Raw genomic sequence first — 26,173 nt, 5'->3', positions numbered from 1 at the left:
TCGCCGTGGCGCCATCAATTCCCCAAGCGCTTCGGCGGGCAAGTTTGGATGCGGCTCAGCCATCATTCTCCCATGGCAGTCCGAGCCTGCACCAGGGCAGTGTCATGCCATGTGGTGTGGCTTGTCAACGCAAACTTGTGGCTTTTTCTGTCTTGTTGCCCGATAGCGTCGAGGTTTTCTGGCATAGTCGGCAGGTTTGCCTTACAAGCGGTCAAGATTGCGGCAATTCACCGAACGAGAACCGATGATCCATTCGAAGCGACATGGCGAAATCCTGCGCCTTTTGCAGGAAGAGGGCACCATTACCATCGCCAGCCTGGCCGATCGTCTGGGCGTGTCGCTGGAGACCGTGCGGCGCGACGTCAAGCCGCTCACCAAGGATGGTTCGGTGCTGAAGATGCACGGCGCCATCGGCCTGCTGTCGATGGCGGGTGAAGCGCCCTTCGAGCGACGCATGCGCGAGAACGCCGGCGCCAAGCGCGCCATTGCCCGCATGGTCGCCGCAACCATCCGCGACGGTGAATCGATCATGCTCGACACCGGCACGACGACATCCTTCCTTGCGCGGGAACTGCTGGGGCATCGGCGGCTGACGGTGGTGACGAACTCGTCCGACATTGCCCGCACGCTGGCCACCGTCAACGGCAACAAGGTTTACATGGCTGGCGGTGAGTTGCGCAGCGATTCAGGCGCTGCCTTCGGCGTCTCGGCCATCGACTTCGTCAGCCGCTTCTCCGTCAGCCATGCGGTGATCTCGACCGGCGCCGTCGATGCCGCGACGGGGGTGATGGATTACAATCTGGAAGAAGCGGAATTTGCCCGCATGGTGCTGTCGCGTGGCCAGCGGTCCCTCGTCATAACCGACCACAGCAAGTTCGGCCGCCAGGGTCTGGTCCAGGTCTGCGGCTTCGACGGCTTTTCCGAGCTGGCCACCGACAAGGCGCCGCCGCATGACGTCGCCGCCGCCCTTGCGCAAGCAGGCGCGCGGCTGAGCGTCGCCGGCGGCGAAGCCGGGGTCTGAGCCAAGGTGTGTTGAGATTCGGGTTAGGCCGAGCCGGAGTCGAAGACGGGCGCGAAGCGACCAAAATAGTGGCTTTCCAGAACCGGAGCGGAGCGTACTTTTGGGTACGTGAGCACCGGAAGCACAGAAGGCCATCATTTGCAGGCTGGCATCACCTGAATATCAGGGCACCTTAGCCGAACACCATCGATTGGTGCGCGCACACACCCGCAAAGGCGCCAGCCGACACGGCAAAGGCGATGTTGTGCATGGCGCGTGCGGCGTCTCCGGCGGCATAGACACCGGGAACCGTTGTCTGCTGCCTCTCGTCGACGGTGATCACCGGGCCGAGGAAACCGTCGGTGAAGCCGCAGCCGAGCTGTTCGGCCAGCGGGCTCGCCATGGTGTTGCGCGGCGCGGTGAACATCGCCTGGACGACAGTTTTTCGCCCGTCGCCGAGGTGGACGATCAATCCGCCGGAACCATCCTCCTGCAATTCGCTGACAGTGGTGGGCTCAAAACCCACCTTGCAAGTGTCCAGGACGGTTATTTGCTCGGCGTCAGGCTCGAACTGAGCGTTGCCGAACAGCGTGACATCACCCCAGTCGGCGATCAATTGCGCCTGATGTATCGACATCGGGCCGGTTGCGAGCACCCCAAGCGATCCGCCGGACACCTCGTAGCCGTGGCAATAAGGGCAGTGCAGCACGGTCTTGCCCCATTGCTCGGCAAGGCCCGGCACATCGGGCAGGATATCGCGCACGCCGGTGGCCAGCACCAGTCGTGAGGCGCCGAATGTCTCGCCGCCATCCATCGAGACCTCGAAGCCGGCGCCGGTGGCGGCGGCTCTGCCGGCGTAGCCATTCACCACCCTCGCTGTCGGATAGGCCAGCACCTGCCGCCTTGCATCATCCAGGATCGCGTCGGGCGCGCGCCCGTCCTGACCGAGAAATCCGTGCGAGTGCGCGGCGAAACGGTTGCGCGGCTGGCCGGCGTCGATCACCAGCACATTGCGCCGCGCCCGCGCCGCCTGGATGGCGGCGGACAGGCCGGCAAAGCTGCCTCCCACGACGATCAGGTCATACTGCATGGCTGGATACTCCAATCAGCTCGTAGCGCCGGCGGAAGTCGGCGGTCAGGTCGGCAAGCGTGATGCGGCTGAGTTTATGCTCCAGCAGCTTCTCGGCCTCGACACGGAAGTCGTCGAGAACAGCGATCACCGCCTGTTCGACGAGGCAGCCCGGACTTTCCGGCTCGGTGCTGAATGGCAGCAGCGTTTCGCCCAGCGCTGTGCTGATCTCCGCCAATGAGATGGCCTCCGGTGCCCTGCCAAGCAGCCAGCCGCCACCATGGCCCCGCGCCGAGGTGACGATGCCCGCGTCCCGCAGACCGGCGATGGTGCGACGCACGACAACCGGGTTCGTATGGATGAAGGAGGCGAGCTGTTCGGAGGTCAGCGCGTGGTCGGGCCTCTCGGCCATATGGACGAGGATATGCAATGTCGAGGAAAGCCTGCTGTTGCGTTTCATGTAACTTACATAGTTACGAATCTTCCGTGTGTCAAACCCGGCACGGGATTTTCCGGTCAGCCCTGAGCGGCAGCCGCCGGCGGAAAGGTCATCCTGAAAAGCGCGCCTGATGTGCTGCCTTCGAGAACTTCGATCCGGCCGCCATGCAGATGCATCATTTCCTGCACCAGATTGAGACCGAGCCCGGCGCCATGATCGCGTGGGTGCAGCCGGTAAAACGGCTCGAATATTCGCTCCCGCTCGGCCGATGGCACGCCATTGCCCTCGTCCAGCACCTCGATGACGGCGGGGGTGGTGACGCTGACCGTGATCCTTCCGGCGTTGCCGCCATGTTCGATGGCGTTCTGGACCAGATTGGTCACGGCGCGTTCGATCGCTGTCCGGTCGCCGACGATGAAGACCGACTTCGCCGCGGGTTCGAAGGACATTTCATATCCCGCCGCGAAGGCCATCGGGGCGAGATCGACGACGACGTTGCGCGCGATCACCACAAGGTCGACCGGCTTGAAATCCCCGGCCTGCCGGTCGAGGCGCTGCAGATCCAGAAGCTGGTTGGCCAGCGTCGAAAGGCGTGCCGCGTCCTGCAGCAGCCGTGCTCGTTCAGGCATTGGCGGCAGCGAGGCAAGGCGTGTGTTGAGGATGGCGACCGGCGTTCGCAGCTCGTGCGCCGCATCTGTCAGGAAGCGCTTGTGGCGCTCATAGCCCTTGTCGAGACGTTCCAGCGCCGCGTTCACCGCCTTGACCAGCGGCGTGACTTCCTTGGGCACGCCCTCCAGCGGCAATTGCACGCCGCGTTTGTCGATGTTGATGCGCTCGGCCTCCGAGGCCGCACGGCCAAGGCCCGAAAGCGCGCCGCGCACTACCCACGGCGTGGCGAACAGCGTGGCAAGTGCCATCAGTCCGGCAAGCGGCAATATACCTTGCAGGAAAAACTGTGGCGCTTGGCCCAGCAGGCGCATGAGCGAAAGTCCGCCCTTGGTACCCGTCATGATCTGGACGTTGCCGGCCGCTGTATCGGTCCAGCGGATCTTGCTCTCGGGAGGCGCGGCTTCGCCGATGCCATGGTTGATGCGGGCATCGCCAATATTGTCCAGCAAGCCGACAAAGGGCTGGAACACCGTCGGCACCGTGCCTTCCTGAAGCCGCTGTCCTTGCTCGTCCCGGATGATGAACCAGAGGTCTGGGACGTTCGATCGCAGCTTTGTCAGGTCCGGCGTTTCGCGGAGGATGAACTTGCCGCTCGCATCGCGCGTCAGCGCATCCGCCAACACGTCCATGCTGCCATCCTCGTAGTCGTGCGGAATAAGCCCGGTAACCAGCAGGGCGCCGATGATGGCGATGATGATCAGGGTCAGCATCGCGCACTGCAGCAGGGCGATGCGCAGCACCAGGCTCCATTTCAGCGATCGCGGGCGTCGCAGCGTCATGACGTCTCGCGCAACAGATAGCCGACGCCACGAATACCGTTGATCGTCACTCCGCCATCGGCGTCGGTGAGCTTGCGGCGCAGGCGCGAAACATGGGTATCCAGCGCGTTGGACTGGATCTCGTCGTCGAAGCCGAAGACGGCTTCCATCAAGACCTCGCGCTGCACCATGCGGCCGGTGCGCCGCATCAACGTCTCGAGCACGAGAAGCTCCCGGCGCGGCAGGTTGAGCAGTTCGCCGCGGATCGACGCCTCCCGGTGGCCGACATCCAGGACGAGATGGCCGGCTCGGATCAACTGCGACTGCATGGGCGCCGGGCGCCTGAGCAGCGCGCGAAGCCGTGCCATGAGTTCCTCGAAAGCGAATGGCTTCGCCAGATAGTCGTCCGCTCCCATGTCCAGCCCGTCCACCTTGTCCGCGGTATCGCCCCGTGCGGTCAGCATCAGCACCGGGGTGGTGTTCTTGTCGGCGCGCAGTTTGGAGACCAGCGACAGCCCGTCGCCATCCGGCAATTGGCGGTCGAGCAGGATGGCGTCATAGGCGTCGACGGTGATGAAATCCCTGGCCTCGAGTAGCGAGCCTGCATGGTCGACCACCATGTCGTGCCGCTTCAGCGCGGCACGCAGCGCGGAAACCATTTCCGGTTCGTCCTCAACCAGCAAGATACGCATTCATCACCCCTGGCGAAGACCTTTCCCCGCGCCCTATAGCGCCAAGATTGCGCAAACATGGCGATTGTGAAGCGTCGGCGTCGCAAGGGCCATTTCTTGCAATTTCCGGTTTTCGCAATGTCTGCGCAATCCGCCAGCCGCAAACACCGCCCATCGAATGCCGGCGAGCGATTCGCTTGTGTTCGGACGCGGGAGCATCGGACCCGGAGATTCGCTTCGGGACAATCGGATGCTCAAACAGAGATGGAGCGGTCGCGCCGGCCTCAACGGCGTGTCCGCCGCTTCGATATCGGGGATGGATATGACTGCAAGTGACGCCTTGTCTTTTCTTCGTGCCTGGACCACGGCACCCGCCAGAATCGGGTCCGTCACGCCCTCCAGTTCCAGCCTCGCGGCGCTGATCACGCAAGGGATCGGCCCCGAGACCGGGCCGGTGCTGGAGCTAGGCCCGGGCACAGGACCGTTCACGCGCGCATTGCTGGAGCGCGGTGTGCGCGAGAGGGATTTGACGCTGGTCGAGTCCGATCCCGATTTCGCCGCCTTGCTCAGGCGGCGTTTTCCCGGGGCTCGCATTATCGAGATGGACGCCATCGGACTGCGCCACCAGCCGTTGTTCGACGGGCCGGTTGTCGGCGCCGCCGTCAGTGGCCTTCCCTTCCGTTTGATAACCCCGCGCCACACAAGGGCCATTCTCGAAGGCATCTTCGCCAATCTGCGGCCAGGTGGTGCGTTGTATCAGTTCACGCTTGGCTGGCGCTGCCCGATCGACCAGCCGATGCTGGATGGCCTCGATCTCGAAGCGACGCGGGTCGGCTTCACGTTTCGCAACATCCCGCCTGCCACCGTCTACCGTATCTCCAGGATCAAGACCGTCAAAACCTACGACTGGCGCTTCTCGTGACCGGGCCGCTGTCGAGCATTCTGGGTTTCGGTCTGTTCGGCGTCTTCTGCCTCGCCTTCACCGAAAAGATCCTGCCGATCCCGCCTTCGCATGTGCTGCTGCTGTTCCTCGGCATGACGGCGGCTCCGGACGCCATGACGCTGGCGACCCTGCTGTTGGTAACGACGCTGGCCTCTTCCACCGGATGCCTTGTCTGGTACACGATCGGCCGCCGGATCGGCTCCGATCGCGCTGACCGGCTGGTAGACCGGTTCGGTCGATATGTCTGTCTGCGGCCCTCGACCTACCACAAGCTCGGCCAGGCCTATCGCCGCAATTATCTCCGGGTCTCGTTGCTGGCGCAGTTCATCCCGACGGTGCGCAATTACCTGCCGATCGCGGCCGGCGCGCTTTGCCTGCCGGCGTTGCCCTTCGCGGCCGCGACCATCATCGGCGCCATGCTCTGGAACACCGGCTTTCTCGTCACCGGCTACATGTTGCATGGCAGCGGCCAGGATTCGCTCACGGTGGGCTTTCGCATCATTGTCATTGTCGTGGCCCTGGAAGCGGCCTTCATGCTCGCGTTGCGCTACGGCCCCGCTTGGCGGCGGCGCATCAAGCTGGCGCTCGGCTCTGGGCGCAGCGCCTGATCTCGGTCCTGGGATAAGCTCCGCCGCCGGCTTTCCTTCGGTTGCGCGCCGGTGTTTAGTCCGGCCATGGCTTTCACCATCCGCCAGTTGCAATTCTTCATCGCCGTTGCCGAGCAAGGCACCGTCTCGCGCGCGGCGCAAAATCTCTCCATCTCGCAGTCCTCGGTCACCGAAGCGATCAAGGAGCTCGAAAGCGATCTCGGCGTCGAACTGTTCGAGCGTCATCCGCGCGGCCTGAACATCACCCACAAAGGCCATCAGTTCCTGCGTCATGCCACGAAGATCCTTGCTGACGTCTCCGACGCACGCCGCTCTTTCTCCGGCGAGCAGGCTTCTGCGGGCGGGCGACTGCAACTCGGCGTCACATCGCTGGTCGCCGGCTATGTGCTGTCGGATCTGCTTGCCCGCTATCGCCGCGCCTATCCGGGCGTCGAGGTCTCGGCCATCGAGGACAATGGCGACTATCTCGAACACCTGCTGATCGGCGGCAAGCTCGACATTGCCGTCATGGTGACCTCCAACCTGCGCGACCGCACCGCGCTGCAGTCCGAAATTCTCGAAGTCTCCGCCTATCGGCTGTGGCTGCCGCTCGGCCATCCCTTGGCCGGCGCAGACATCATCGGCATCGGCGACATCGCCTCGGAGCCGCTGATCATGCTCACTGTCGACGAGATCGAGGAGAATACCGGCAAGCTGCTGACGGCGATCGGCGCCAAGCCGCATGTCGCCTTTCGCACCCGTTCCGTTGAAGCGGTGCGCAGCCTAGTCGCCACCGGCGCCGGCGTGGCGCTGCTGCCCGACCTTGTCTACCGGCCGTGGTCGCTGGAAGGAGACCGCATCGAATCGCGCGATATTTCGGGCTCGTTGCCGGTGGTGCAGGTGGGCATGGTCTGGCGACGCGGTTCCGGGCTGCCGCAGGCGGCGCGCGACTTCATCGGCCTCGCCCAGTCGCAGCGCACCGTTCGCCAGCGGCCCTGACCACGTCCTCGGAGACCTATCGGTAAAACCGATATCGGCTTTCTGATAAATGAATTTGCGAAACCGGAATTTTCACAGCACCTTGCATCCTAGGGACCAAAGCCGCCGCAAGTGCGGCCCCTTGGAGCGCTGCTCGCCATCGGGCGAACTGACACTTTGAGTTCGCGCATGATCCGTTCCGAAAGCCGATCCGGGTTTCGGGGTCACGCGCCAAAATGGGAGATTGATGATGAATTCATTTTTGAAGTCATGCACGGCTTTGACGGTCGCGCTGACCTTCTCCGGCCAGGCCGTTGCCCAGGTCAAGGAACTCGGCAAGGGCGAGGGACAGGTCAACATTGTCGCGTGGCCGGGCTATATCGAGCGGGGCGAGACCGACAAGGGCTATGACTGGGTCACCTCCTTCGAGAAGGAGACCGGCTGCAAGGTCAACGTCAAGACCGCCAACACTTCCGACGAGATGGTCTCGCTGATGAACGAGGGTGGTTTCGACCTCGTCACCGCCTCAGGGGATGCCTCGCTGCGCCTCGTCGCCGGCAAGCGCGTCCAGCCGATCAACACCGATCTCATCCCAAGCTGGAAGACGGTAGACGACCGCTTGAAGGACGCGCCATGGTTCACTGTCGGCGGCGTCCACTATGGCGTCCCCTACCAGTGGGGCCCGAACATCCTGATGTACAACACCGATGTGTTCAAGGAGGCCCCCAAGAGCTGGAACGTCGTCTTCGAGGAAATGAACCTGCCGGACGGCAAGTCCAACAAGGGGCGCGTCCAGGCTTATGACGGACCGATCCACATCGCGGACGCAGCCAACTATCTGATGTTCCACAAGCCCGAACTCGGCATCAAGGATCCCTACGAACTGAACGAAGACCAGTACAAGGCAGCACTCGCCTTGCTGCGCGTCCAGCGCACGCTGGTCGGTCGCTACTGGCATGACGCGGCGATCCAGGTCGACGACTTCCAGAACGAAGGCGTCGTCGCTTCGGGTTCGTGGCCGTTCCAGGTCAACACGCTGGTCGCCGCCAAGAAGCCGATCGCCTCGACCGTTCCCGAGGAAGGCGTCACCGGCTGGGCCGACACCACGATGATGGAGGCCGACGCCGCCAACCCGAACTGCGCCTACAAGTGGCTCGAACACTCGCTGGCGCCGAAAGTGCAGGGCGATGTGTCGGCATGGTTCGGCTCGCTTCCGGTCGTCCCCGCCGCCTGTAAGGGCAACGAACTGCTCGGCGAGGAAGGCTGCAAGACCAACGGCTACGAGAACTTCGACAAGATCAAGTTCTGGAAGACCCCGGTGTCGAAATGCGCCAGCCAGAACGACCAGTGCGTGCCCTACTACCGTTGGGTGTCGGATTATATCGGCGTCATCGGCGGTCGGTGATTTTGACTTAGCTTGGCGACCTCGGCGCTGCCCCTCATTGTCCTGCCGGACATTTCTCCCCGTATAGTGACGGGGAGAAAGATGCCGCCATCGATGGTTTCGCCAGTTACCAGCGTTGCGGGATAGAGCCGACTTCGCGGCCATCTCCCTTCTTCCCGTCACTATACGGGGAGGTGAGGAGCGGTCCGCGTAGCGGACGAAAAGCCAATTGCTTGGCTTTTCGAGAGAAGAACGCCGGCAGGCGGATGAGGGGCGGCACTGCCGCTCGAATTGAAAAGCCTGACACATTTCAGGGCCACCCATGACATCAGCCGTTTCCTTCCAAAAAGTCTCCCGCCATTTCGGCAGCGTGCGCGCTGTCGACGCGGTTGATCTCGACATCGCGCCGGGCGAGTTCTTTGCCATGCTCGGGCCGTCGGGGTCCGGCAAGACGACGTGCCTGCGTCTCATCGCCGGCTTCGAGCAGCCGACGTCGGGTTCGATCTCGATCTTCGGCGAGCGGGCCGAGGGCGTGCCGCCCTATCGCCGCAACGTCAACACGGTGTTCCAGGACTATGCGCTGTTTCCGCATCTCAACGTGGTCGACAATGTCGCCTACGGGCTAATGGTCAAGGGCGTCGCCAAGCCGGAACGGCACAAGGCCGCTGAAGAAGCCTTGTCGCTGGTACGGCTGCCCGGCTATGGCGCGCGTCGACCCGGCCAGCTTTCCGGCGGCCAGCGCCAGCGCGTCGCGCTTGCCCGTGCGCTGGTCAACCAGCCCAAGGTACTCCTGCTCGACGAGCCGCTCGGTGCGCTCGACCTCAAGCTGCGCGAAAACATGCAGGAGGAGTTGAAGTCGCTGCAGAAGGCGCTCGGCATCACCTTTGTCTTCGTCACCCACGACCAGGGCGAGGCGCTGTCGATGGCCGACCGGGTCGCCGTCTTCAACGACGGCAAGATCATGCAGATCGGTACGCCGGAGGACATCTACCAGCGGCCAAGCACACGTTTCGTCGCCGATTTCGTTGGCTCCTCCAACGTTCTGCCGCCGGATTTCGTCCAGCGCTATTGCGGCCAGCAGCGCTGGGGCAGCCTGCGGCCGGAATCCATTCGCGTCGGCCGCAACGCAAGCGGCGAAGGCGTATCCGCGCGCCTTGTCTCGACCAATTATCTCGGCGCCACGACAAAGCTGGCGCTCGATGCCGATGGGTTGAAACTGCATGCCATCGTGCCGGCCGGCACCGCGCTGCCGGTGGAGGGCGAGGCGGTCGTGCTGACCTTCAACCGCGAGCACCTGCATCTGATGGACGAGCCGGCATGAGCCTCGACGCCACCATGCCGCGCGCCACGGCGCCCGCCATCCTGCCCGGCAGCGGCGGCATGCGCGGCGCACTCTCCGACCTGTTCTGGCGCCGGCCGCAACTCCTGCTGCTGCTCATGCTGCTGCCGCCGGTTCTCTGGCTCGGCATCGTCTATATCGGCTCGCTGTTTGCCCTTTTGGCGCAGAGCTTCTTCTCCATCGACGAGTACTCCGGCCTTATCAACCGCCAGTTCACGCTGAAGACCTATGGCGACCTGTTCCAGGCCGCCAATCTCGACATCATTCTACGCACGGTGACTATGGCGGCACTCGTCACCCTGGCCTCGGCTGTCGTCGCCTTCCCGATCGCTTATTACGCGGCGCGCTATGCCCGTGGCCGGTGGAAGGCGCTGTTCTATCTCGGCATCATGCTGCCGCTGTGGTCGAGCTATCTGGTCAAGATCTACGCCTGGAAGCTGATCCTGGCCAAGGAGGGCATCCTCACCTGGTTCTTCGGCAAGCTGCATCTGCAATGGGTGATCGATGCCTGGCTGTCGCTGCCCGTGGTTGGCGGCAACTCGCTTTCGGTATCTTTCACCGGCACCTTCATCGTCTTCGTCTATGTCTGGCTGCCCTTCATGATCCTGCCCGTGCAGGCGGCGCTCGAACGCGTGCCCGGCAATCTTGTCGAGGCCTCGTCCGACCTTGGCGCCTCGCCCGGCCAGACCTTCCGCAACGTGCTCTTCCCGCTGGCGTTGCCGGGCATCGTCGCCGGATCGATCTTCACCTTCTCGCTGACGCTCGGCGACTACATCATCCCTCAGATCATCGGCACCTCGCGCCTGTTCATCGGCCAGGCGGTCTATTCGCAGCAGGGAACGGCCGGCAACATCCCGCTCGCCGCCGCCTTCACCGTGGTGCCCATCATCATCATGGGTTTCTACCTCTGGGGCGCCAAACGCATGGGAGCTTTCGATGCGCTCTGATCGTGGTCAATCCGCTCCCCTCGGCCTAAAGATCGCAGCCGCTTGCGGGCTCCTGTTCCTGCATCTGCCGATCCTGCTGATCTTCGTCTATGCCTTCACCACCGAGGAGAAGAGTTTTGTCTGGCCGCCGCCCGGGCTGACAACGCAATGGTTCGCCGTTACATGGAACCGGCCCGATGTGTGGCAGGCGCTGTCGTTGTCGGTCAGGGTCGCCGCCATCTCGACGGCGATCGCGCTGGTCCTCGGCACGCTGTGCTCGGCGGCGGTCTCGCGGACAAAATTCTTCGGCCGCGAAACCATCTCGCTGCTGGTCATCCTGCCTATCGCGCTGCCTGGAATCATCACCGGCATCGCGCTGCGTTCGGCCTTCGCGCTGGCCGACATTCCCTTCTCGTTCTGGACGATCGTGCTCGGCCACGCGACTTTCTGCGTGGTCGTCGTCTACAACAACGCCGTCGCCCGCTTCCGCCGCACCTCCGGTTCGATGATCGAGGCCTCGATGGACCTCGGCGCCGACGGCTTCCAGACCTTCCGCCATGTCGTGCTGCCCAACATTGCCACGGCACTTCTCGCCGGCGGCATGCTGGCCTTCGCTTTGTCCTTCGACGAGGTGATCGTCACCACCTTCACCGCCGGCCAGCAGCAGACGCTGCCGATCTGGATGCTCGAAGAACTGATCCGTCCGCGCCAGCGCCCGGTCACCAACGTCGTGGCCATGGTCGTCATGCTGGTGACGCTGCTGCCCATCCTGTTTGCCTACTACCTGACCCGCGACGGCGACCAGATCGCCGGTTCGGGCAAATAACCGTTCATAAGGGAGAGACGTTCATGGACACCCAGATGCTGATCGGCTCGAAATTCGAGAAGGGCACCGAAACCGAGGAGCCGATCCTCAATCCGAAGACCGGGGCGACCATCCTCAACCTGCCCGAAGCCAGCCAGGCGCAGATCGAGGCGGCGGTGCTCGCCGCCGAAAAGGCGTTCGTCTCCTGGTCGCGGACAACGCCGGCACAGCGTTCCGGCTATCTGCTGAAGATCGCCGACCGCATCGAGGCCGACGCGAAGGAGTTCGCCGCACTCGAGGCGTTGAACTGCGGCAAGCCGATCAATGCCGTGCTCAATGACGAGATCCCGGCGATCGTCGACTGCTATCGCTTCTTTGCCGGCGCCGTCCGCTCGATGCCCGGCGTCGTTGCCGGTGAATATCTGCCCGGTCACACCTCGATGGTCCGTCGCGACCCGATCGGCATCGTTGCCTCGATAGCGCCGTGGAATTATCCGCTGATGATGATGGCCTGGAAGCTGGCGCCGGCCATCGCCGGCGGCAACACCGTTGTCTTCAAGCCTTCCGAACAGACGCCGCTGACCGCGCTGAAGCTGGCGAAGATCCTTGCCGAGATCCTGCCCGAAGGCGTGGTCAATGTCGTGCTCGGCCGTGGCGACAGCGTCGGCAACACGCTGATCAACCACCCCAAGGTCAACATGATCTCGATCACCGGCGATGTCGCCACCGGCAAGAAGGTGCTGCAGGCGGCCGCCAAGTCGGTCAAGCGCACGCATCTGGAACTCGGCGGCAAGGCACCGGTCATCGTCTTCGACGACGCCGATCTCGGCGCGGTTGTCGCCGGCCTGCGCGCCTTCGGCTACTACAATGCCGGGCAGGATTGCACGGCGGCTTGCCGCATCTACGCCGGCAAGAAAATCCACGACAAGCTCGTCGCCGAACTGTCCTCTGCTGTCTCGACCATCAAGTACAATCGTCCCGACGATACCGAAAACGAGATCGGTCCGCTGATCTCGCGCCGCCAGCGCGATCGCGTCTCGAGCTTCGTCGAGCGCGCCTCGGAACTGAAGCACATCGAGATCACCACCGGCGGCAAGCCGGGCGAGGGCACCGGCTTCTACTACCAGCCGACCGTCATTGCCGGTGCGCTGCAGGAAGACGAGATCGTGCGCCGCGAGGTGTTCGGCCCGGTCGTCTCGGTCACGCGTTTCACGGAAGTCGACGAGGCGGTGAGCTGGGCCAATGACAGCGATTACGGCCTTGCCTCATCCGTGTGGACCAAGGACGTTTCCCGCGCCATGGCGACGGCTGCCCGCCTGCAATATGGCTGCACCTGGATCAACACGCACTTCATGCTGACCAACGAGATGCCGCATGGCGGGCTGAAGCAATCCGGCTACGGCAAGGACATGTCGCTTTATGCCTTGGAGGACTATACAGCCGTGCGCCATGTGATGGTTGCGCATGGGTGAGGGATGAACGGCGAGCCGCCGCGCGACTCCGGCCCCTGACAAGGATCCAGGCGATCCCTTTAACGGCATGACGGCGAAAGCCCTGAAAGCGCTCGCGCCACCATATCGACAGGCCGTGAGCGGCGCAAAATCCGGCCTCTCAGTTCGCGGCCGCTGCTTTCGGCAGGGGCGGTTGCGTGGCGAAATAGGCCGCCAGGTCCGCCTGGTCCTGGCTGGACAGTGCGCGGGCGATTGCCGGCATGGGGTTGAGCGCGTCCAGCCTGTCCGCCTCCGGTCCGGAGAAATAGTCGAGTTGACGGCGAAGGTAGACGGCGTTTTGGCCCTCGAGCCGGGCGATGAGCGGGATTGCCGAGGTGAGATCCGGGTTGTGGCAGCCCTGGCATGCCGGTACGCCGCGCTCCGCAATGCCGCTCCTGGCGATTCGGGCGCCACGCTCCACGGAGGACTGGTCAGCCTTGACGGGCTGAGTCATAGGGCTCAAGCCGCCTATGTAGGTGGCCAACGCATCGACCTGGCTTTCGGTAAGATCCCGCGCGGCGAGCTCCATCTTGACGTGGTCTCGCACCCCGGCGCGATAGCTTCGCAGAGCCTGTGCGGTATAGGCGGCGGTCTGGATCGTCAGGTTCGGGGCTTCGCCATCCTTGTCGCCGATGGCCTGCCTGGTGTGGCACGTCGCGCAGACCTTCTCGAACATCGCTGTCGCCGCCGCGATGTCGGACGCCGTCGCCGAAGGCAATGCGGGCAGAGCCCCACCATCTCCCGCCGGTGCCTCGTTCGCGTAGTAGCTCGCAACCGCGTTGATGTCATCGTCCGTCAGATAGTGCGCTTCGGCCGGCATCGGGTTCCATGGCGCGGACCAGCCTCGATCGCCATCGCGCATGGCGAGCAACTGGCGCCGGAGATAGGTCCGCGCCTGTCCCTTGAGATGCGGAGCCGAGATCCTGGCTCCGGCGGCGCTGTCGTGGCACATGGCGCAGGCCGGCATGGCATCGGTCCTAAGCCCTTCCAGCGCTATGGCCTTGCCGCGTGCCAACACTTTCGGGTCGATCGGCGCTTGCCCTTGCTCGGCCTCGTCGGCTCGCGTGTCGGTGAGGCCGGAATAGTAGGAGGCCAAGGCGGTGATCTGGCTTTCCGATAGGGCGGCTGCAACCGGCTGCATGAACCCGCTCTTGCGATCGCCGGCTGCATAGGCCTTGAGGGCGGCCGCGAGATAGGCCGCGCTCTGGATCGTCAGGTTGGGCGCCTCTCCCCCTGTGGCGCTGCCAGTGCCATCCTTGCCGTGACAGCGGCTGCACGCAGTAACCGGGTCGGTCATCAGCCCCTGATCGCCGAATCCTATCGACGGCGACGCATAAAGGAATTCCTCGCTTGGGTAGGTATTGCGGCGCGTATCCGCATCGGTGAGTTTCCGCGGGCCGTTGAATGGAATTTTCGGCCCGGCCTCACCGGGCGACGTCGATCTGGTCATGTCCAGGTAGGTATCGGCCGACATCGAGGGCAGCTTTTTCAGGAACGCCACCATCGACCACACCTCGTCGTCGCGGGTCTGGTTGGGCCAGGACGGCATCGCGCTGAACTTGACCCCATGCTTGACGATCCAGAACAGTTCCTTGTCGTCGAACTGCTTGACCACGGCCGGCAGGCTCTGCGGCCGTGGCTGCATGGAAAGCGCGATCGGCGATTGGCCAAGCCCTGGCCCGCCATGGCAGTTCGAGCACACAAGGTGGAATTGCTGCGCGCCAAGTCTCACGCGCCAAGGGTCATTGAGGTCGGCAGGCGGCGTGTATTCACTGGATCTGACCGACACCGCCCTGTTGAAGGAAAAATGCAGCAGCTGGTAGGTAAGCCAGGAATGCGGCTTGTCGGCCGCGACGTCCACCCCGCCAAGGGCGATGAACACAAAGGCCAGCAGGCCCACGAGCACACCGACGCAAATCAGGGCAACCGCGCCGATCATCCGATCGCGGCGGTTGCGAGCCAACCAATTCATGATCCGAAGGATGTTCATGGAGGACTAGCCGGGGACCAACTGACACAACAAATGCAACTTGCGCCGAATGGTTCCCTGCCGGGTGGCCTCGATCTCCTGATCCTACTTCTGGGAAGAAGCGATCTCGGCTGTCGACTCGCCCGCAGCCGTCCCCTTGCCACCCGGGGCGCCGCGCTCGACCTCAGCGCTGAAACCTGGGCCCTCGGGCGCGTTCGGTCGCCGGATTCTTGCCGAGGCAGCCACGACAATCTCGTTGAACTCCGTGCTGCCGCCGTCCAGCATCTCAAAGAACTGTCGCCGCATCCGTGGCTCCCAGAACTTGTTGATGTGCTCCGCGGTGCCGGCAATGGCTTCCTCGCGAGGCTTGGACTGGAAGAAGGTGCCGATCTGGTTGGCCATGCGCACCAGCTTTTCCCTGGTGCTCATGATGTGGTCTTCGTCATGCGACATGCTGGGCAACTCCCAAAACCACCCGCTCGGGGCGGGTGAAAACATCGAAATCGTCGCCGCGCACCAAGGCCACCAGCGTCATGCCGGCGTCTTCGGCGGTGCGAATGGCCAGTGCGGTCGGCGCCGAGACGGCGATGATGAAGGCCGAACCGATGGCCGCCGTCTTCTGCACCATTTCCACTGAAACGCGGCTTGTCACCACGACGGCGCCGGTCGAGCCGTTTATGCCGGCCCTTGCAAGCGCGCCGGCCAGTTTGTCCAGCGCGTTGTGGCGGCCGACATCCTCGCGCGCCATGACGATGCCCCTGCCAGGCACATAGAAACCGGCCGCGTGTACGGCCCCGGTCTCGGTGTGAAGGGGCTGCACCTTGGAAAGGAGCTTTACCGAACGAACGACGTCCTCGGCCTCAAGCGTAAGTTCTGACGCACCGACGGCGTCGACCGACCGCATCGCTTCCTCGATGGATTCGATGCCGCATAGCCCGCATCCGACTGGACCGGCAAGCCGCCGCCGCCGCGCCTCGAAGCGCGTGTTGGCAGTGTCCTTCAACCGGATCTGGATGTCGATGCCAGCGCCATGATCCTCGACCTCGATCGCCTCAATCTCTTCCGGCTTGGCGATGATGCCCTCGGTCAGGGAGAAGCCGAGCGCGAAATCCTCGAAATCGGCCGGGCTTGCCATCATCACCGCATGAGTGGTGCCGGCGAAGGAAAACGCCACCGGCGTTTCTTCCGGCACCATGCGGTTGGCCGCTGCGGTGCCGCTGGCGCGATGCGCCAGCCGCGAAATCTGCGACGTTGCTTTTCGGTCCTCGTTCAAGACTACTCCGCAGCCTGCAGCGTGGCGATGCGCCGACTCTGCTTGGCCTGCTCGTCATACTCGCGTTGCCATTCCGAGGGGCCATTGGACGCGCCGACCTGCACCGCCGTCACCTTGTATTCCGGACAGTTGGTCGCCCAGTCGGAGAAGTCGGTGGTGATGACGTTGGCCTGTGTGTCGGGATGGTGGAAGGTCGTGTAGACCACGCCCGGTGACACCTTGTCGGTGATCAGAGCGCGCAGTGTCGTCTCGCCCGAGCGGCTGGTCAGCCTTACCCAGTCGCCGTCGCGCAGGCCACGGTTCTCGGCGTCGTGGGGATGGATCTCCAGCCGGTCCTCCGAGTGCCACATGACATTGTCGGTGCGCCGCGTCTGTGCGCCGACATTGTACTGGCTGAGGATGCGGCCAGTGGTGAGCAGCAGCGGGAAACGCGGGCCGGTCTTCTCGTCGGTCGCCACATATTCGGTGCGGATGAACTTGCCCTTGCCGCGCACGAAGCCGTCGACATGGACGATCGGCGTGCCTTCGGGCGCCTTCTCGTTGCACGGCCACTGCACCGAGCCCATCTTCTCAAGGTAATCGTACGAAACCTTGGCGAAGCTCGGCGTGGTCATGGCAATCTCGTCCATGATCTCGGACGGATGCTGATAGTTCCAGGCGAGCCCCATCGTCTGGGCGAGCTTCTGCGTCACTTCCCAGTCGGCCAGGCCGTTCTTCGGGGCCATCACCTTGCGCACGCGGTTGATACGGCGTTCGGCGTTGGTGAACGTGCCGTCCTTTTCGAGGAAGGTCGAGCCCGGCAGGAAGACATGCGCGTAATTCGCGGTCTCGTTGAGGAACAGGTCGTGTACGACCACGCATTCCATCGCGGCGAGCCCCGCCGCGACATGCTTGGTGTCGGGATCCGACTGCAGGATGTCCTCGCCCTGCACGTAGAGGCCCTTGAACGAGCCGTCGACGGCGGCGTCCAGCATGTTGGGGATGCGCAGCCCCGGCTCGTCGTCGAGCTTAACGCCCCACAGGCTTTCGTAGATGTCGCGCACCGCGTCGCCCGAAACGTGGCGATAGCCCGGCAGCTCATGCGGGAACGAACCCATGTCGCAGGAACCCTGCACATTGTTCTGGCCACGCAGCGGATTCACACCGACGCCCGGCCGGCCGATATTGCCGGTCGCCATGGCGAGGTTGGCGATGGCGATGACCGTGGTCGAGCCCTGGCTGTGCTCGGTCACGCCGAGGCCATAATAGATCGAACCATTGCCGCCGCGCGCGTAGAGCCTTGCCGCGCCACGGATCAGGTCCGGGTCGACATTGGCGAGCTTGCCGACGACTTCGGGGCTGTTCTCGGGCAGCGCCACGAACGAAGCCCAGTCCTGGAATTCATCCCAGTCGCACCGCTCGCGGATGAAGGCTTCGTTGAACAGGCCTTCGGTGACGATAACATGCGCCAGCGAGGTGACGACGGCGACGTTGGTGCCCGGCTTCAGCGGCAGATGGTATTCCGCCTCGATATGGGCCGACTTGACCATCTCTGTGCGGCGCGGATCGAGCACGATCAGCTTGGCGCCCTTGCGCAGCCGCTTCTTCAGCCGGGAGGCGAACACCGGGTGTGCCGCGGCCGGATTGGCGCCGATGACCATGACCACATCGGTGTGTTCGACCGAATCGAAATCCTGCGTGCCGGCCGAAGTGCCGAAGGTCTGGCCGAGACCATAGCCGGTCGGCGAGTGGCAGACGCGGGCGCAGGTGTCGACATTGTTGTTGCGGAAGCCCTGGCGGATCAGCTTCTGCACCAGATAGGTTTCCTCGTTCGTGCAGCGCGACGAGGTGATGCCGCCGATCGCCGTGCGGCCATACTGGTACTGGATGCGGCGGAATTCGTTGGCCGTATGGGTCAGTGCCTCTTCCCACGACACTTCGCGCCAGGGATCGGTGATCTTCTCGCGGATCATCGGATTGAGGATGCGGTCCTTGTGGGTCGAGTAGCCATAGGCGAAGCGGCCCTTGACGCACGAATGGCCACGATTGGCCTTGCCGTCCTTGTAGGGCACCATGCGCACCAGCTCGTCACCGCGCATCTCCGCCTTGAACGAGCAGCCGACGCCGCAATAGGCGCAGGTGGTAACCACCGAATGTTCGGGCTGGCCGATCTGGATCACCGACTTTTCCGACAGCGTTGCCGTCGGGCAGGCCTGCACGCAGGCACCGCACGAAACGCACTCGGAGTCGATGAACAACTGATGCATGCCGGGCGAAACGCGGCTGCCGAAACCACGGCCCTCGATGGTCAATGCGAAGGTGCCTTGCACCTCTTCGCAGGCACGCACGCAGCGCGAGCAGACGATGCATTTCGAGGGATCATAGGTGAAGTACGGGTTGGACTCGTCCTTGGCCATCCATTTGAAGTTTTCCGCGCCGTCATTCTTCTTGAAGACGTGATTGTCGCCTTCGTAGCCGTAGCGCACATCGCGCAGGCCAACGACGCCGGCCTGCGTCTGCAACTCGCAGTCGCCATTGGCCGCGCAGGTAAGGCAATCCAGCGGATGGTCGGAAATGTAGAGCTCCATCACGCCGCGGCGGATGTCCTTGAGCTTGCCGGTCTGGGTATGCACCACCATGCCGGGCGCCACCGGCGTCGTGCAGGAGGAGGGCGTGCCGTTGCGGCCGTCGATCTCGACCAGGCAGAGCCGGCAGGAACCGAATGCGTCGACCATGTCGGTGGCGCAGAGCTTCGGGATGGCGATGCCCGCCTCCATCGAAGCGCGCATGATCGAGGTGCCCTCGGGCACGGTGACGGTGAAGCCGTCGACCGTCAGCGTCACCTGCTTCTGCGAGGTGGAGGCCGGCGTGCCGAAGTCGATTTCCTGAATGAGGCCCATGGTTGGCTCCTATTCTGCTGCTTCGGCGACAGGCGCCGGCTTGAAATCTTCGCGGAAATGGTTGAGCGCGCTCATGACCGGGTAGGGGGTGAACCCACCCAGTGCGCAGAGCGAGCCGAATTTCATCGTGTTGCAGAGGTCGGTCACCAGGGCGATCTGCTTTTCCGGCTCGATACCGGCGGCGATCTTGTCGATGGTCTCGACGCCGCGCGTCGAACCGATGCGGCAGGGCGTGCACTTGCCGCAGCTTTCGATGGCGCAGAACTCCATGGCGAAGCGCGCCTGCTTCAGCATGTCGGCGGTGTCGTCGAACACGGTGATGCCGGCATGTCCGATCAGGCCGTCCTTGGCCGCGAAGGCTTCGTAGTCAAACGGCGTGTTGAACAGCGCACGCGGGAAATAGGCGCCCAACGGCCCGCCGACCTGAACCGCCTTCACCGGCCGTCCTGTCGCCGTACCGCCGCCGATGTCGTCGACGATCTCGCCCAGCGTCATGCCGAATGCCGCCTCGAACAGGCCGCCATATTTGACGTTGCCGGCGATCTGGATCGGGATCGTGCCGCGCGAGCGGCCCATGCCGAAATCCTTGTAGAAGGCAGCACCCTTGTCCATGATGATCGGCACCGAAGCCAGCGAGATGACGTTGTTGATCACCGTCGGCTTGCCGAACAACCCCTGGATTGCCGGCAGCGGCGGCTTGGCACGTACCACGCCGCGCTTGCCTTCCAGGCTGTTCAAGAGCGAAGTTTCCTCGCCGCAGACATAGGCGCCGGCGCCGACGCGAATTTCCATGTCGAAGGCATTGGGCGAGCCCAGCACGTTGACGCCGAGCACGCCGGCCTTGCGGGCGACCTCGACGGCTTTCCGCATCATTGCCACCGCATGCGGATATTCCGAGCGAATATAGACGAAGCCCTTGGTCGCGCCGGTCGCGACACCGGCGATCGCCATGCCTTCGATGAGGACGAAGGGGTCGCCCTCCATGATCATGCGATCGGCGAAGGTGGCGCTGTCACCCTCATCCGCGTTGCAGACAATATACTTCTTGTCGGCGCTTGCATCGAGAACGGTCTTCCACTTGATGCCGGTCGGGAAACCGGCGCCGCCGCGACCGCGCAGGCCGGATTCGGTCACCTGCTTGACGACCTCGATCGGCGCCATCGCCACGGCGTTCTGCAGACCCTTCAGGCCGCCGAGCGCCTTGTAGGCGTCGAGAGACAATGGGTCGTTGATGCCGCAGCGGGCAAAGGTCAGCCGCGTCTGCTTGGCCAGGAACGGAATCTTGTCGGGCGCGCCCAGCCAGCGCTTGTGGTGGCCACCGGTGAGGAACCCACTGTCGAACAGGCTTTTGACGTCGGACGTCTTGACCGGGCCGTACGCAACGCGGCCGTTCGCCGTCGCCACTTCGACCATTGGCTCGAGGAAGTAGGCGCCACGCGAGCCGTTGCGCACGATCTTGGCCTCGATGCCGCGCTCGGCGAGCTCGGCTGCGATTGCCTTGGCGACCTTCTCGGCGCCCAGCGCCAGCGCGCCGGAATCGCCGGGTACATAGATGCGCGGGATCATGAACGCACCTCCGCGACGATTTCGTCGAGTTTCTCGTCGTCGAGCCGGCCGATCACTTCTCCGTCCAGCATCGCCGATGGCGCGCAGGCGCACAGGCCGAGGCAATAGACGGGCTCCAGCGTGACCGAGCCATCGCGGGCCGTTTCGTGGAAGCCGATGCCCAGCAATTGCTTGAGCTTGGCGGCGACGGCATCCGAACCCATCGACTGGCAGGCTTCGGCCTGGCAGACTTTCAGCACATGCCGGCCGGCCGGATGGCTGCGGTAATCATGATAGAAAGTAACAACGCCGTGGACTTCCGCGTTGGAAATGTTCAGCGCCTCGGCGATCACCGGCAGTGACGCCTGTGGCACATGGCCGAACTCTTCCTGAATCTCGTGAAGGATGGGCAGCAATGGACCTTCGAGGCCCTTGAGCTCCTGAACAATCGCCGCCGTGCGCGACGCGATCTCGGTACTTGCAGGCTGCATCGTCATGCAGCGCCCTCCCTGGTCGATAGCGTTTTGTCGCTAAGTGTTTACAAAATCAGAGGAAACCCATGAAATCAATAAAGCTGTTTCGTTGCTCGATAGAAATTTTCTATCAAGCGCGATCAGCCAGCAACATCTAGCTCAACGGCGGGCGTGGAAATCGTCCGCCAGCGCCATCGCCTCGTCCAGCAGCGCCGAGACCAGCGGCGTGTGCGGTTCGCGCGGCGCCGCCACCAGGCCAACCGTGTGGCTGGCATCGGGTTCGACGATCGGAATGGCCCGGATCGGCTCCGAAAACCCGAACGTTTCCGCCAGGTTGAGCGGCATGATCGACGACCATTTGCCGGTCCGGATATGCGAAAACAGCAAGATCATCGAGTTGGATTCGAGCGTCGGCCGCACCTGCACCCCGGCCTCGGCCAGATGCTGGTCGATGATGCGGCGGTTCTGCATGTCCGGCGTCAACAGGCAGAGCGGCAGGCTGCCGAGTTCCGACCACGTCACTTTGTCGCGATCGGAATAGGGATTTCCGACAGCGGTGATCAGCTGGTAGCGCTCGTCATAGAGCGGAACACTGGTTACCCGCCCCAGCGGCTCGTTGTCGAGATAGGTGATGCCGGCGTCGATGTCGAAATTGCCGAGCAGTGACAGCACCTCGATCGACGTCCGCGACAATACCGAAAAGGTAACGCCGGGGTGCTTTTCGCGGAAAGGCGTCGTCAGGCGCGGCAGCATGGCGAGCGCCGTCGGTATGGCGGCAATGCGAATACGCCCGGAAAGACCGTGGCGTGCCGCGCGCATTTCCTCGCGCATGGTGCGGGTGTCGCCGACGATGCGGCGTGCCCAGACAAGCACCTGCTTGCCTTCCGGCGTCAGCCCCTGGAAGCGCGAGCCGCGCAGGACCAGCATGACGCCGAGCTGGCCTTCCAGCTGCTTGATGCCCGCCGACAGCGTCGGCTGGGTGACGCCGCACACTTCAGCTGCCCGGCCAAAGTGCTCTTCCCTGGCCAGCGCGATGAAGAATTCCAGCTTGTCGATCATGGTTTGAAGGCTGCCATAGCTGCAAGCGCCTGTCAGCCTGTCAAAGCGACCGCTTGGTTCTGTCCGGAAACTGCATTATCTGAAGCGCCGAACGCCTGAGGAAAAAACCATGCCCGCCGTCCAGAACAATGTCACCAAGGAAATCGTCATCGAACGCCTGAAGACGGTCAATGGGCCGGATTTCACCGGCAATATCGTTGACCTCGGCATGGTTTCGGAGATTTTCATTGCCGACGGGAAGGTCTTCTTCTCGATCACCGTGCCCGCCGCCCGGGCCCAGGAGATGGAGCCGTTGCGCGCGGCCGCCGAACGGGTGGTGAAAGCGATCCCCGGTGTCGCTGGAGCGGTCGTCGCGCTGACCGCCGAGAAGAAAGGCGGCGGCATGGAGGCGCCGGTGCCGACACGGCCGGCTCCCCGGCCCGCGCCGCCGGCAGCGCCCGCGCGGCCCGCACCGCAGGCGCCGGCCTCGCATAGTCAGGGCAAGCGTGGCGTGCCCGGCATCGAGGCAATTATCGCCGTCGCCTCCGGCAAGGGCGGCGTCGGCAAATCGACCACCGCCGTCAACATCGCGCTCGGCCTCGCGGCCAATGGATTGAGGGTCGGCGTGCTCGATGCCGACATTTATGGCCCGTCGATGCCCAAGCTGCTCAACATCCATGGCCGGCCGCAGACGGTCGACGGCAAGATTCTGAAACCCATGGAGAATTACGGGCTCAAGGTGATGTCGATGGGCTTCCTTGTCGATGAGGAAACGCCGATGATCTGGCGCGGGCCCATGGTGATGTCGGCGCTGACGCAGATGCTGCGCGAGGTCGAATGGGGTCCGCTCGACGTGCTCGTGGTCGACATGCCTCCGGGCACCGGCGATGCCCAGCTGACCATGGCCCAGCAGGTGCCGCTCGCCGGCGCCGTCATCGTCTCGACGCCGCAGGATCTCGCCCTGATCGACGCCCGCAAGGGCCTGAACATGTTCAGGAAAGTCGACGTGCCGCTGTTGGGTATCGTCGAGAACATGAGCTATTTCATCGCTCCCGACACCGGCAAGCGCTACGACATTTTTGGCCATGGAGGCGCCCGTCGCGAGGCCGAGCGTCTCGGCGTTACCTTCCTAGGGGAAGTGCCGCTGGAGATGGGTATCCGTGAAAGCTCGGATGCCGGCACACCGGTGGTCGTCTCGAAGCCCGATGGCGCCGAGGCGAAGATTTACCGGGACATCGCCTCGAAGGTCTGGAACCGGGTCAATGAAGAGCGCGGCGCGGCCGAAGCTGCGGTGCCGAGCATCGTGTTCGAGTAACGCGGATATCCCTCCCCCTTGAGGGGAGGGTGCCGAGCGAAGCGAGGCGGGTGGGGTCACCTCAACTGCCTCGACCTTTTACGTGGCCAGGTAGAGCGCGTCGCGGACGACCCCACCCGGCCCTGCGGGCCACCCTCCCCTCAAGGGGGAGGGGATCCTTAGCCGCCCACTTTCTCGCCAAAGCTCGAAAAGAACTGCCCAGCCAGTTTCTTCGAGGTCGATTCGATCAGCCGGCTGCCGAGCTGGGCGATCTTGCCGCCGACATCGGCCTTGGCCGCGTATTTCAACACGGTCGCATCCGGTCCATCTTCCGTCAGCGTCACGTCGGCTCCGCCTTTGGCGAAGCCGGCGATGCCGCCCTTGCCTTCGCCCTGGATGGTATAGGAATGCGGCGGGTTGAGATTTTTCAGGGTCACCTCGCCGTTGAACGTGGCCTTGATCGGCCCGATCTTCAGCACCACGGTTGCCGCCATCTCGGTCGGTGATGTCATCTCCAGGCTCTGGCAGCCGGGAATGGTCGCCTTCAAGACCTCGGGATCGTTCAGCGCTTCCCACACTTTTTGCAGGGGTGCGGCAATGCGTTCCTCGCCTTCGATCACCAAAGCCATCAAAACCTCCCGGACCAGACTGATTGAAGGCCTATCGCACCGTTCGGCGCATGTCTATCGCACCAAAGTCCGGTTGCGACCGTGCGTCCCTCTTGCCTGCTTCCGTGCGTTGCCATATCGATTTGTCGTACAAATACGGAGACCATGATGGCAGGCGCCCCCACCAGAAAGAAAAAGTTCCGCTCGCAGGAATGGTTCGACAATCCCGACAATCCGGGAATGACCGCGCTTTATCTGGAGCGCTACCTGAACTATGGGCTGACACGCGCGGAACTGATGTCGGGCAAGCCGCTGATCGGCATCGCCCAGACCGGGTCGGATCTTTCGCCCTGCAACCGCCACCATATCGAACTGGCCAAGCGCGTGCGCGAAGGCATTGTGTCCATGGGCGGCATTCCCTTCGAATTCCCGTGCCATCCGATCCAGGAGACGGGCAAGCGCCCGACCGCCGCGCTCGACCGCAACCTCGCCTATCTCAGCCTCGTCGAAGTGCTCTATGGTTATCCGCTCGACGGGGTCGTGCTCACCATCGGCTGCGACAAGACCACACCCGCCTTGCTGATGGCCGCCGCTACGGTCAACATCCCGGCCATAGCCCTGTCGGTCGGGCCGATGCTGAATGGCTGGCACAAGGGCAAGCGCACGGGGTCCGGCACCATCGTCTGGGAGTCGCGCCAACGCCTCTCGGCCGGCGAGATCAATTATGACGAGTTCATGGACATCGTCGCCTCCTCGGCGCCGTCGACCGGCTATTGCAACACCATGGGCACCGCCACCACGATGAATTCGCTTGCCGAGGCGCTTGGCATGCAATTGCCGGGTTCAGCCGCCATTCCCGCGCCCTATCGTGAGCGCGGGCAGATCGCCTATGAGACGGGCAAACGCATCGTCGACATGGTGCATGAGGATCTGAAGCCGTCCGACATCATGACGCGCAAGGCCTTCGAGAACGCCATCGTCGTCAATTCGGCCATTGGCGGCTCGACCAATGCGCCGATCCATCTCAATGCCATTGCCCGCCATCTCGGCGTGCCGCTCACCAATGACGACTGGCAGGCGATCGGCCTCCACGTGCCGCTCATCGTCAACCTGCAGCCATCGGGCGAATATCTCGGCGAGGACTATCACCATGCAGGCGGTGTGCCGGCTGTCGTGGCCGAGCTGATGAAGGGCGGGCTGTTGCCCTATCCGGAAGCCATGACCGTCAATGGCAAGACGATCGGCGACAATTGCAGCGGCGTCGTCAACGAGAACGCGGATGTCATCCGCACCGTCGCCGAGCCATTGAAGGCAAATGCCGGCTTCATCAACCTCAAGGGCAATCTGTTCGATTCGGCGATCATGAAGACCAGCGGCATCTCGCCGGAATTCCGCGAGCGCTATCTCTCCAACCCGAATGACCCGGAAGCCTTCGAGGGCAATGCCATGGTCTTCGACGGTCCCGAAGATTATCACGCCCGCATCGACGATCCCGCGCAGGGTATCGACGAGCACACCATCCTGTTCATGCGCGGCGCCGGTCCGATAGGCTATCCCGGCGGAGCCGAGGTGGTGAACATGCAGCCGCCCGCCTACCTCATCAAGAAGGGCATCCATGCGCTGGCCTGTATCGGCGACGGTCGCCAGTCGGGCACGTCGGGCTCGCCGTCCATCCTCAACGCCTCGCCGGAAGCGGCGATCGGCGGCGGACTGGCCCTGCTCAAGACAGGCGACCGCGTCCGCATCGATTTGAACAAGGCCACCGCCAATATTCTCGTCTCGGACGACGAAATCGCGCGGCGGCGCGCCGAACTGCAGAAAGATGGCGGCTATCACTATCCCAAGCACCAGACGCCCTGGCAGGAGATACAGCGCGGCATGGTCGACCAGCTGTCGGAAGGAATGGTGCTGAAGCCGGCGGTGAAATACCAGGACGTGGCGCATACGATGGGCGTGCCGAGAGACAATCACTAGGCGCGGGCACCAAGCGCGGGTCGCGCGCAAAAATCGCAAACGGCGGCTTGATCGGCATCAAG

General features: G+C 63.6%; 23 protein-coding genes. 11 read left to right on the top strand and 12 right to left on the bottom strand.

What is annotated here, in order from left to right; genetic code table 11:
* The first annotated feature begins 244 nt into the window (after positions 1-244).
* Positions 245-1,021, top strand: a complete 777-nt coding sequence (locus ACO07C_RS13845) for a DeoR/GlpR family DNA-binding transcription regulator (protein WP_421914720.1) — start codon at positions 245-247, stop codon at positions 1,019-1,021.
* Between the two features lie 172 nt (positions 1,022-1,193).
* Here the strand turns inward: ACO07C_RS13845 and ACO07C_RS13840 are convergent, their stop codons facing one another.
* From ACO07C_RS13840 to ACO07C_RS13825, 4 genes are read right to left on the bottom strand one after another with little or no spacing between them, the layout of a single operon-like run.
* Positions 1,194-2,090, bottom strand: coding sequence for an NAD(P)/FAD-dependent oxidoreductase (locus ACO07C_RS13840; RefSeq protein ID WP_421914719.1), 897 nt, complete (start codon positions 2,088-2,090; stop codon positions 1,194-1,196).
* Entirely contained in the window at positions 2,080-2,529 is a 450-nt protein-coding gene (locus ACO07C_RS13835) for an RrF2 family transcriptional regulator (protein WP_421914718.1), read from the bottom strand. The genes ACO07C_RS13840 and ACO07C_RS13835 overlap by 11 nt, the downstream gene beginning before the upstream one ends.
* A gap of 56 nt (positions 2,530-2,585) precedes the next feature.
* Entirely contained in the window at positions 2,586-3,956 is a 1,371-nt protein-coding gene (locus ACO07C_RS13830) for a sensor histidine kinase (RefSeq protein ID WP_421914717.1), read from the bottom strand.
* The gene (locus ACO07C_RS13825) at positions 3,953-4,627 is read right to left on the bottom strand and encodes a response regulator transcription factor (RefSeq protein ID WP_421914716.1); all 675 of its coding nucleotides are present in this window, start codon (positions 4,625-4,627) and stop codon (positions 3,953-3,955) included. The genes ACO07C_RS13830 and ACO07C_RS13825 overlap by 4 nt, the downstream gene beginning before the upstream one ends.
* A gap of 301 nt (positions 4,628-4,928) precedes the next feature.
* On the opposite strand from ACO07C_RS13825, the gene ACO07C_RS13820 reads away from it, so the two are divergent.
* The 8 genes from ACO07C_RS13820 to ACO07C_RS13785 all read left to right on the top strand — a co-directional run bounded on the left by ACO07C_RS13820 (position 4,929) and on the right by ACO07C_RS13785 (position 13,040).
* Positions 4,929-5,528 (top strand): class I SAM-dependent methyltransferase, encoded by a 600-nt coding sequence (locus ACO07C_RS13820; protein ID WP_421914715.1) that lies wholly within the window; start codon positions 4,929-4,931, stop codon positions 5,526-5,528.
* On the top strand, positions 5,525-6,157 hold the full coding sequence (locus ACO07C_RS13815; protein ID WP_421914714.1) for a DedA family protein: 633 nt from the start codon (positions 5,525-5,527) through the stop codon (positions 6,155-6,157). Before ACO07C_RS13820 ends, ACO07C_RS13815 begins: the two co-directional genes overlap by 4 nt.
* Before the next feature lie 66 nt (positions 6,158-6,223).
* Positions 6,224-7,135, top strand: coding sequence for a LysR substrate-binding domain-containing protein (locus tag ACO07C_RS13810; protein ID WP_421914713.1), 912 nt, complete (start codon positions 6,224-6,226; stop codon positions 7,133-7,135).
* 229 nt (positions 7,136-7,364) lie between these two features.
* Positions 7,365-8,519 carry an ABC transporter substrate-binding protein gene (locus ACO07C_RS13805; RefSeq protein WP_421914712.1) on the top strand — a complete coding sequence of 385 codons (1,155 nt, stop codon included), beginning with the start codon at positions 7,365-7,367 and terminating at the stop codon, positions 8,517-8,519.
* Positions 8,520-8,820: 301 nt separating this feature from the next.
* Positions 8,821-9,819, top strand: a complete 999-nt coding sequence (locus tag ACO07C_RS13800) for an ABC transporter ATP-binding protein (RefSeq protein WP_421914711.1) — start codon at positions 8,821-8,823, stop codon at positions 9,817-9,819.
* Positions 9,816-10,784, top strand: coding sequence for an ABC transporter permease (locus tag ACO07C_RS13795; RefSeq protein WP_421914710.1), 969 nt, complete (start codon positions 9,816-9,818; stop codon positions 10,782-10,784). Before ACO07C_RS13800 ends, ACO07C_RS13795 begins: the two co-directional genes overlap by 4 nt.
* A complete protein-coding gene (locus tag ACO07C_RS13790) occupies positions 10,774-11,589 on the top strand; it encodes an ABC transporter permease (RefSeq protein ID WP_421914709.1) in 816 nt (271 codons plus the stop codon). Before ACO07C_RS13795 ends, ACO07C_RS13790 begins: the two co-directional genes overlap by 11 nt.
* Before the next feature lie 23 nt (positions 11,590-11,612).
* Complete coding sequence (locus ACO07C_RS13785; protein ID WP_421914708.1) at positions 11,613-13,040, top strand: gamma-aminobutyraldehyde dehydrogenase; 1,428 nt, start codon at positions 11,613-11,615, stop codon at positions 13,038-13,040.
* Between the two features lie 139 nt (positions 13,041-13,179).
* On the opposite strand, the gene ACO07C_RS13780 is transcribed toward ACO07C_RS13785, so the two are convergent.
* The 7 genes from ACO07C_RS13780 to ACO07C_RS13750 form a co-directional block, all read right to left on the bottom strand.
* Positions 13,180-15,048, bottom strand: a complete 1,869-nt coding sequence (locus ACO07C_RS13780; RefSeq protein WP_421914707.1) for a c-type cytochrome — start codon at positions 15,046-15,048, stop codon at positions 13,180-13,182.
* An 84-nt stretch (positions 15,049-15,132) separates the two neighbouring features.
* Positions 15,133-15,480 (bottom strand): formate dehydrogenase subunit delta, encoded by a 348-nt coding sequence (locus ACO07C_RS13775; RefSeq protein WP_421914706.1) that lies wholly within the window; start codon positions 15,478-15,480, stop codon positions 15,133-15,135.
* Positions 15,470-16,300: a formate dehydrogenase accessory sulfurtransferase FdhD gene (gene fdhD, locus ACO07C_RS13770; protein ID WP_421914705.1), complete on the bottom strand. Its 831-nt coding sequence runs from the start codon at positions 16,298-16,300 to the stop codon at positions 15,470-15,472. The genes ACO07C_RS13775 and fdhD overlap by 11 nt, the downstream gene beginning before the upstream one ends.
* Positions 16,301-16,302: 2 nt before the next feature.
* Entirely contained in the window at positions 16,303-19,179 is a 2,877-nt protein-coding gene (gene fdhF / locus ACO07C_RS13765) for a formate dehydrogenase subunit alpha (RefSeq protein WP_421914704.1), read from the bottom strand.
* Positions 19,180-19,188: 9 nt separating this feature from the next.
* On the bottom strand, positions 19,189-20,745 hold the full coding sequence (locus ACO07C_RS13760) for a formate dehydrogenase beta subunit (RefSeq protein WP_421914703.1): 1,557 nt from the start codon (positions 20,743-20,745) through the stop codon (positions 19,189-19,191).
* Positions 20,742-21,221 carry a formate dehydrogenase subunit gamma gene (locus tag ACO07C_RS13755; RefSeq protein ID WP_421914702.1) on the bottom strand — a complete coding sequence of 160 codons (480 nt, stop codon included), beginning with the start codon at positions 21,219-21,221 and terminating at the stop codon, positions 20,742-20,744. Before ACO07C_RS13755 ends, ACO07C_RS13760 begins: the two co-directional genes overlap by 4 nt.
* Before the next feature lie 135 nt (positions 21,222-21,356).
* Positions 21,357-22,256: a LysR family transcriptional regulator gene (locus ACO07C_RS13750; RefSeq protein WP_421914701.1), complete on the bottom strand. Its 900-nt coding sequence runs from the start codon at positions 22,254-22,256 to the stop codon at positions 21,357-21,359.
* Positions 22,257-22,365: 109 nt separating this feature from the next.
* On the opposite strand from ACO07C_RS13750, the gene ACO07C_RS13745 reads away from it, so the two are divergent.
* On the top strand, positions 22,366-23,550 hold the full coding sequence (locus ACO07C_RS13745; RefSeq protein WP_421914699.1) for an Mrp/NBP35 family ATP-binding protein: 1,185 nt from the start codon (positions 22,366-22,368) through the stop codon (positions 23,548-23,550).
* A 158-nt stretch (positions 23,551-23,708) separates the two neighbouring features.
* On the opposite strand, the gene ACO07C_RS13740 is transcribed toward ACO07C_RS13745, so the two are convergent.
* Positions 23,709-24,158: an SRPBCC family protein gene (locus ACO07C_RS13740; protein WP_421914698.1), complete on the bottom strand. Its 450-nt coding sequence runs from the start codon at positions 24,156-24,158 to the stop codon at positions 23,709-23,711.
* Between the two features lie 147 nt (positions 24,159-24,305).
* Here ACO07C_RS13740 and ACO07C_RS13735 point away from each other — a divergent pair, with 147 nt between their 5' ends.
* A complete protein-coding gene (locus tag ACO07C_RS13735; RefSeq protein WP_421914697.1) occupies positions 24,306-26,111 on the top strand; it encodes an IlvD/Edd family dehydratase in 1,806 nt (601 codons plus the stop codon).
* The last annotated feature ends 62 nt before the right edge of the window (positions 26,112-26,173 follow it).

The sequence above is a fragment of the Mesorhizobium sp. genome (assembly GCF_965229135.1).
Lineage (GTDB): Bacteria > Pseudomonadota > Alphaproteobacteria > Rhizobiales > Rhizobiaceae > Mesorhizobium.
This window is presented reverse-complemented; position numbering and strand designations above follow the sequence as displayed.

Coding starts and splice junctions, on each gene's coding strand:
- ACO07C_RS13800 (WP_421914711.1), top strand. CDS start 8,821: ATGACATCAGCCGTTTCCTTCCAAAAAGTCTCCCGCCATTTCGGCAGC.
- ACO07C_RS13755 (WP_421914702.1), bottom strand. CDS start 21,221: ATGACGATGCAGCCTGCAAGTACCGAGATCGCGTCGCGCACGGCGGCG.
- ACO07C_RS13775 (WP_421914706.1), bottom strand. CDS start 15,480: ATGTCGCATGACGAAGACCACATCATGAGCACCAGGGAAAAGCTGGTG.
- ACO07C_RS13845 (WP_421914720.1), top strand. CDS start 245: ATGATCCATTCGAAGCGACATGGCGAAATCCTGCGCCTTTTGCAGGAA.
- ACO07C_RS13825 (WP_421914716.1), bottom strand. CDS start 4,627: ATGCGTATCTTGCTGGTTGAGGACGAACCGGAAATGGTTTCCGCGCTG.
- fdhF (WP_421914704.1), bottom strand. CDS start 19,179: ATGGGCCTCATTCAGGAAATCGACTTCGGCACGCCGGCCTCCACCTCG.
- ACO07C_RS13810 (WP_421914713.1), top strand. CDS start 6,224: ATGGCTTTCACCATCCGCCAGTTGCAATTCTTCATCGCCGTTGCCGAG.
- ACO07C_RS13740 (WP_421914698.1), bottom strand. CDS start 24,158: ATGGCTTTGGTGATCGAAGGCGAGGAACGCATTGCCGCACCCCTGCAA.
- ACO07C_RS13790 (WP_421914709.1), top strand. CDS start 10,774: ATGCGCTCTGATCGTGGTCAATCCGCTCCCCTCGGCCTAAAGATCGCA.
- ACO07C_RS13830 (WP_421914717.1), bottom strand. CDS start 3,956: ATGACGCTGCGACGCCCGCGATCGCTGAAATGGAGCCTGGTGCTGCGC.
- ACO07C_RS13840 (WP_421914719.1), bottom strand. CDS start 2,090: ATGCAGTATGACCTGATCGTCGTGGGAGGCAGCTTTGCCGGCCTGTCC.
- ACO07C_RS13835 (WP_421914718.1), bottom strand. CDS start 2,529: ATGAAACGCAACAGCAGGCTTTCCTCGACATTGCATATCCTCGTCCAT.
- ACO07C_RS13745 (WP_421914699.1), top strand. CDS start 22,366: ATGCCCGCCGTCCAGAACAATGTCACCAAGGAAATCGTCATCGAACGC.
- ACO07C_RS13805 (WP_421914712.1), top strand. CDS start 7,365: ATGAATTCATTTTTGAAGTCATGCACGGCTTTGACGGTCGCGCTGACC.
- ACO07C_RS13735 (WP_421914697.1), top strand. CDS start 24,306: ATGGCAGGCGCCCCCACCAGAAAGAAAAAGTTCCGCTCGCAGGAATGG.
- ACO07C_RS13760 (WP_421914703.1), bottom strand. CDS start 20,745: ATGATCCCGCGCATCTATGTACCCGGCGATTCCGGCGCGCTGGCGCTG.
- ACO07C_RS13820 (WP_421914715.1), top strand. CDS start 4,929: ATGACTGCAAGTGACGCCTTGTCTTTTCTTCGTGCCTGGACCACGGCA.
- ACO07C_RS13750 (WP_421914701.1), bottom strand. CDS start 22,256: ATGATCGACAAGCTGGAATTCTTCATCGCGCTGGCCAGGGAAGAGCAC.
- ACO07C_RS13780 (WP_421914707.1), bottom strand. CDS start 15,048: ATGAACATCCTTCGGATCATGAATTGGTTGGCTCGCAACCGCCGCGAT.
- ACO07C_RS13785 (WP_421914708.1), top strand. CDS start 11,613: ATGGACACCCAGATGCTGATCGGCTCGAAATTCGAGAAGGGCACCGAA.
- ACO07C_RS13795 (WP_421914710.1), top strand. CDS start 9,816: ATGAGCCTCGACGCCACCATGCCGCGCGCCACGGCGCCCGCCATCCTG.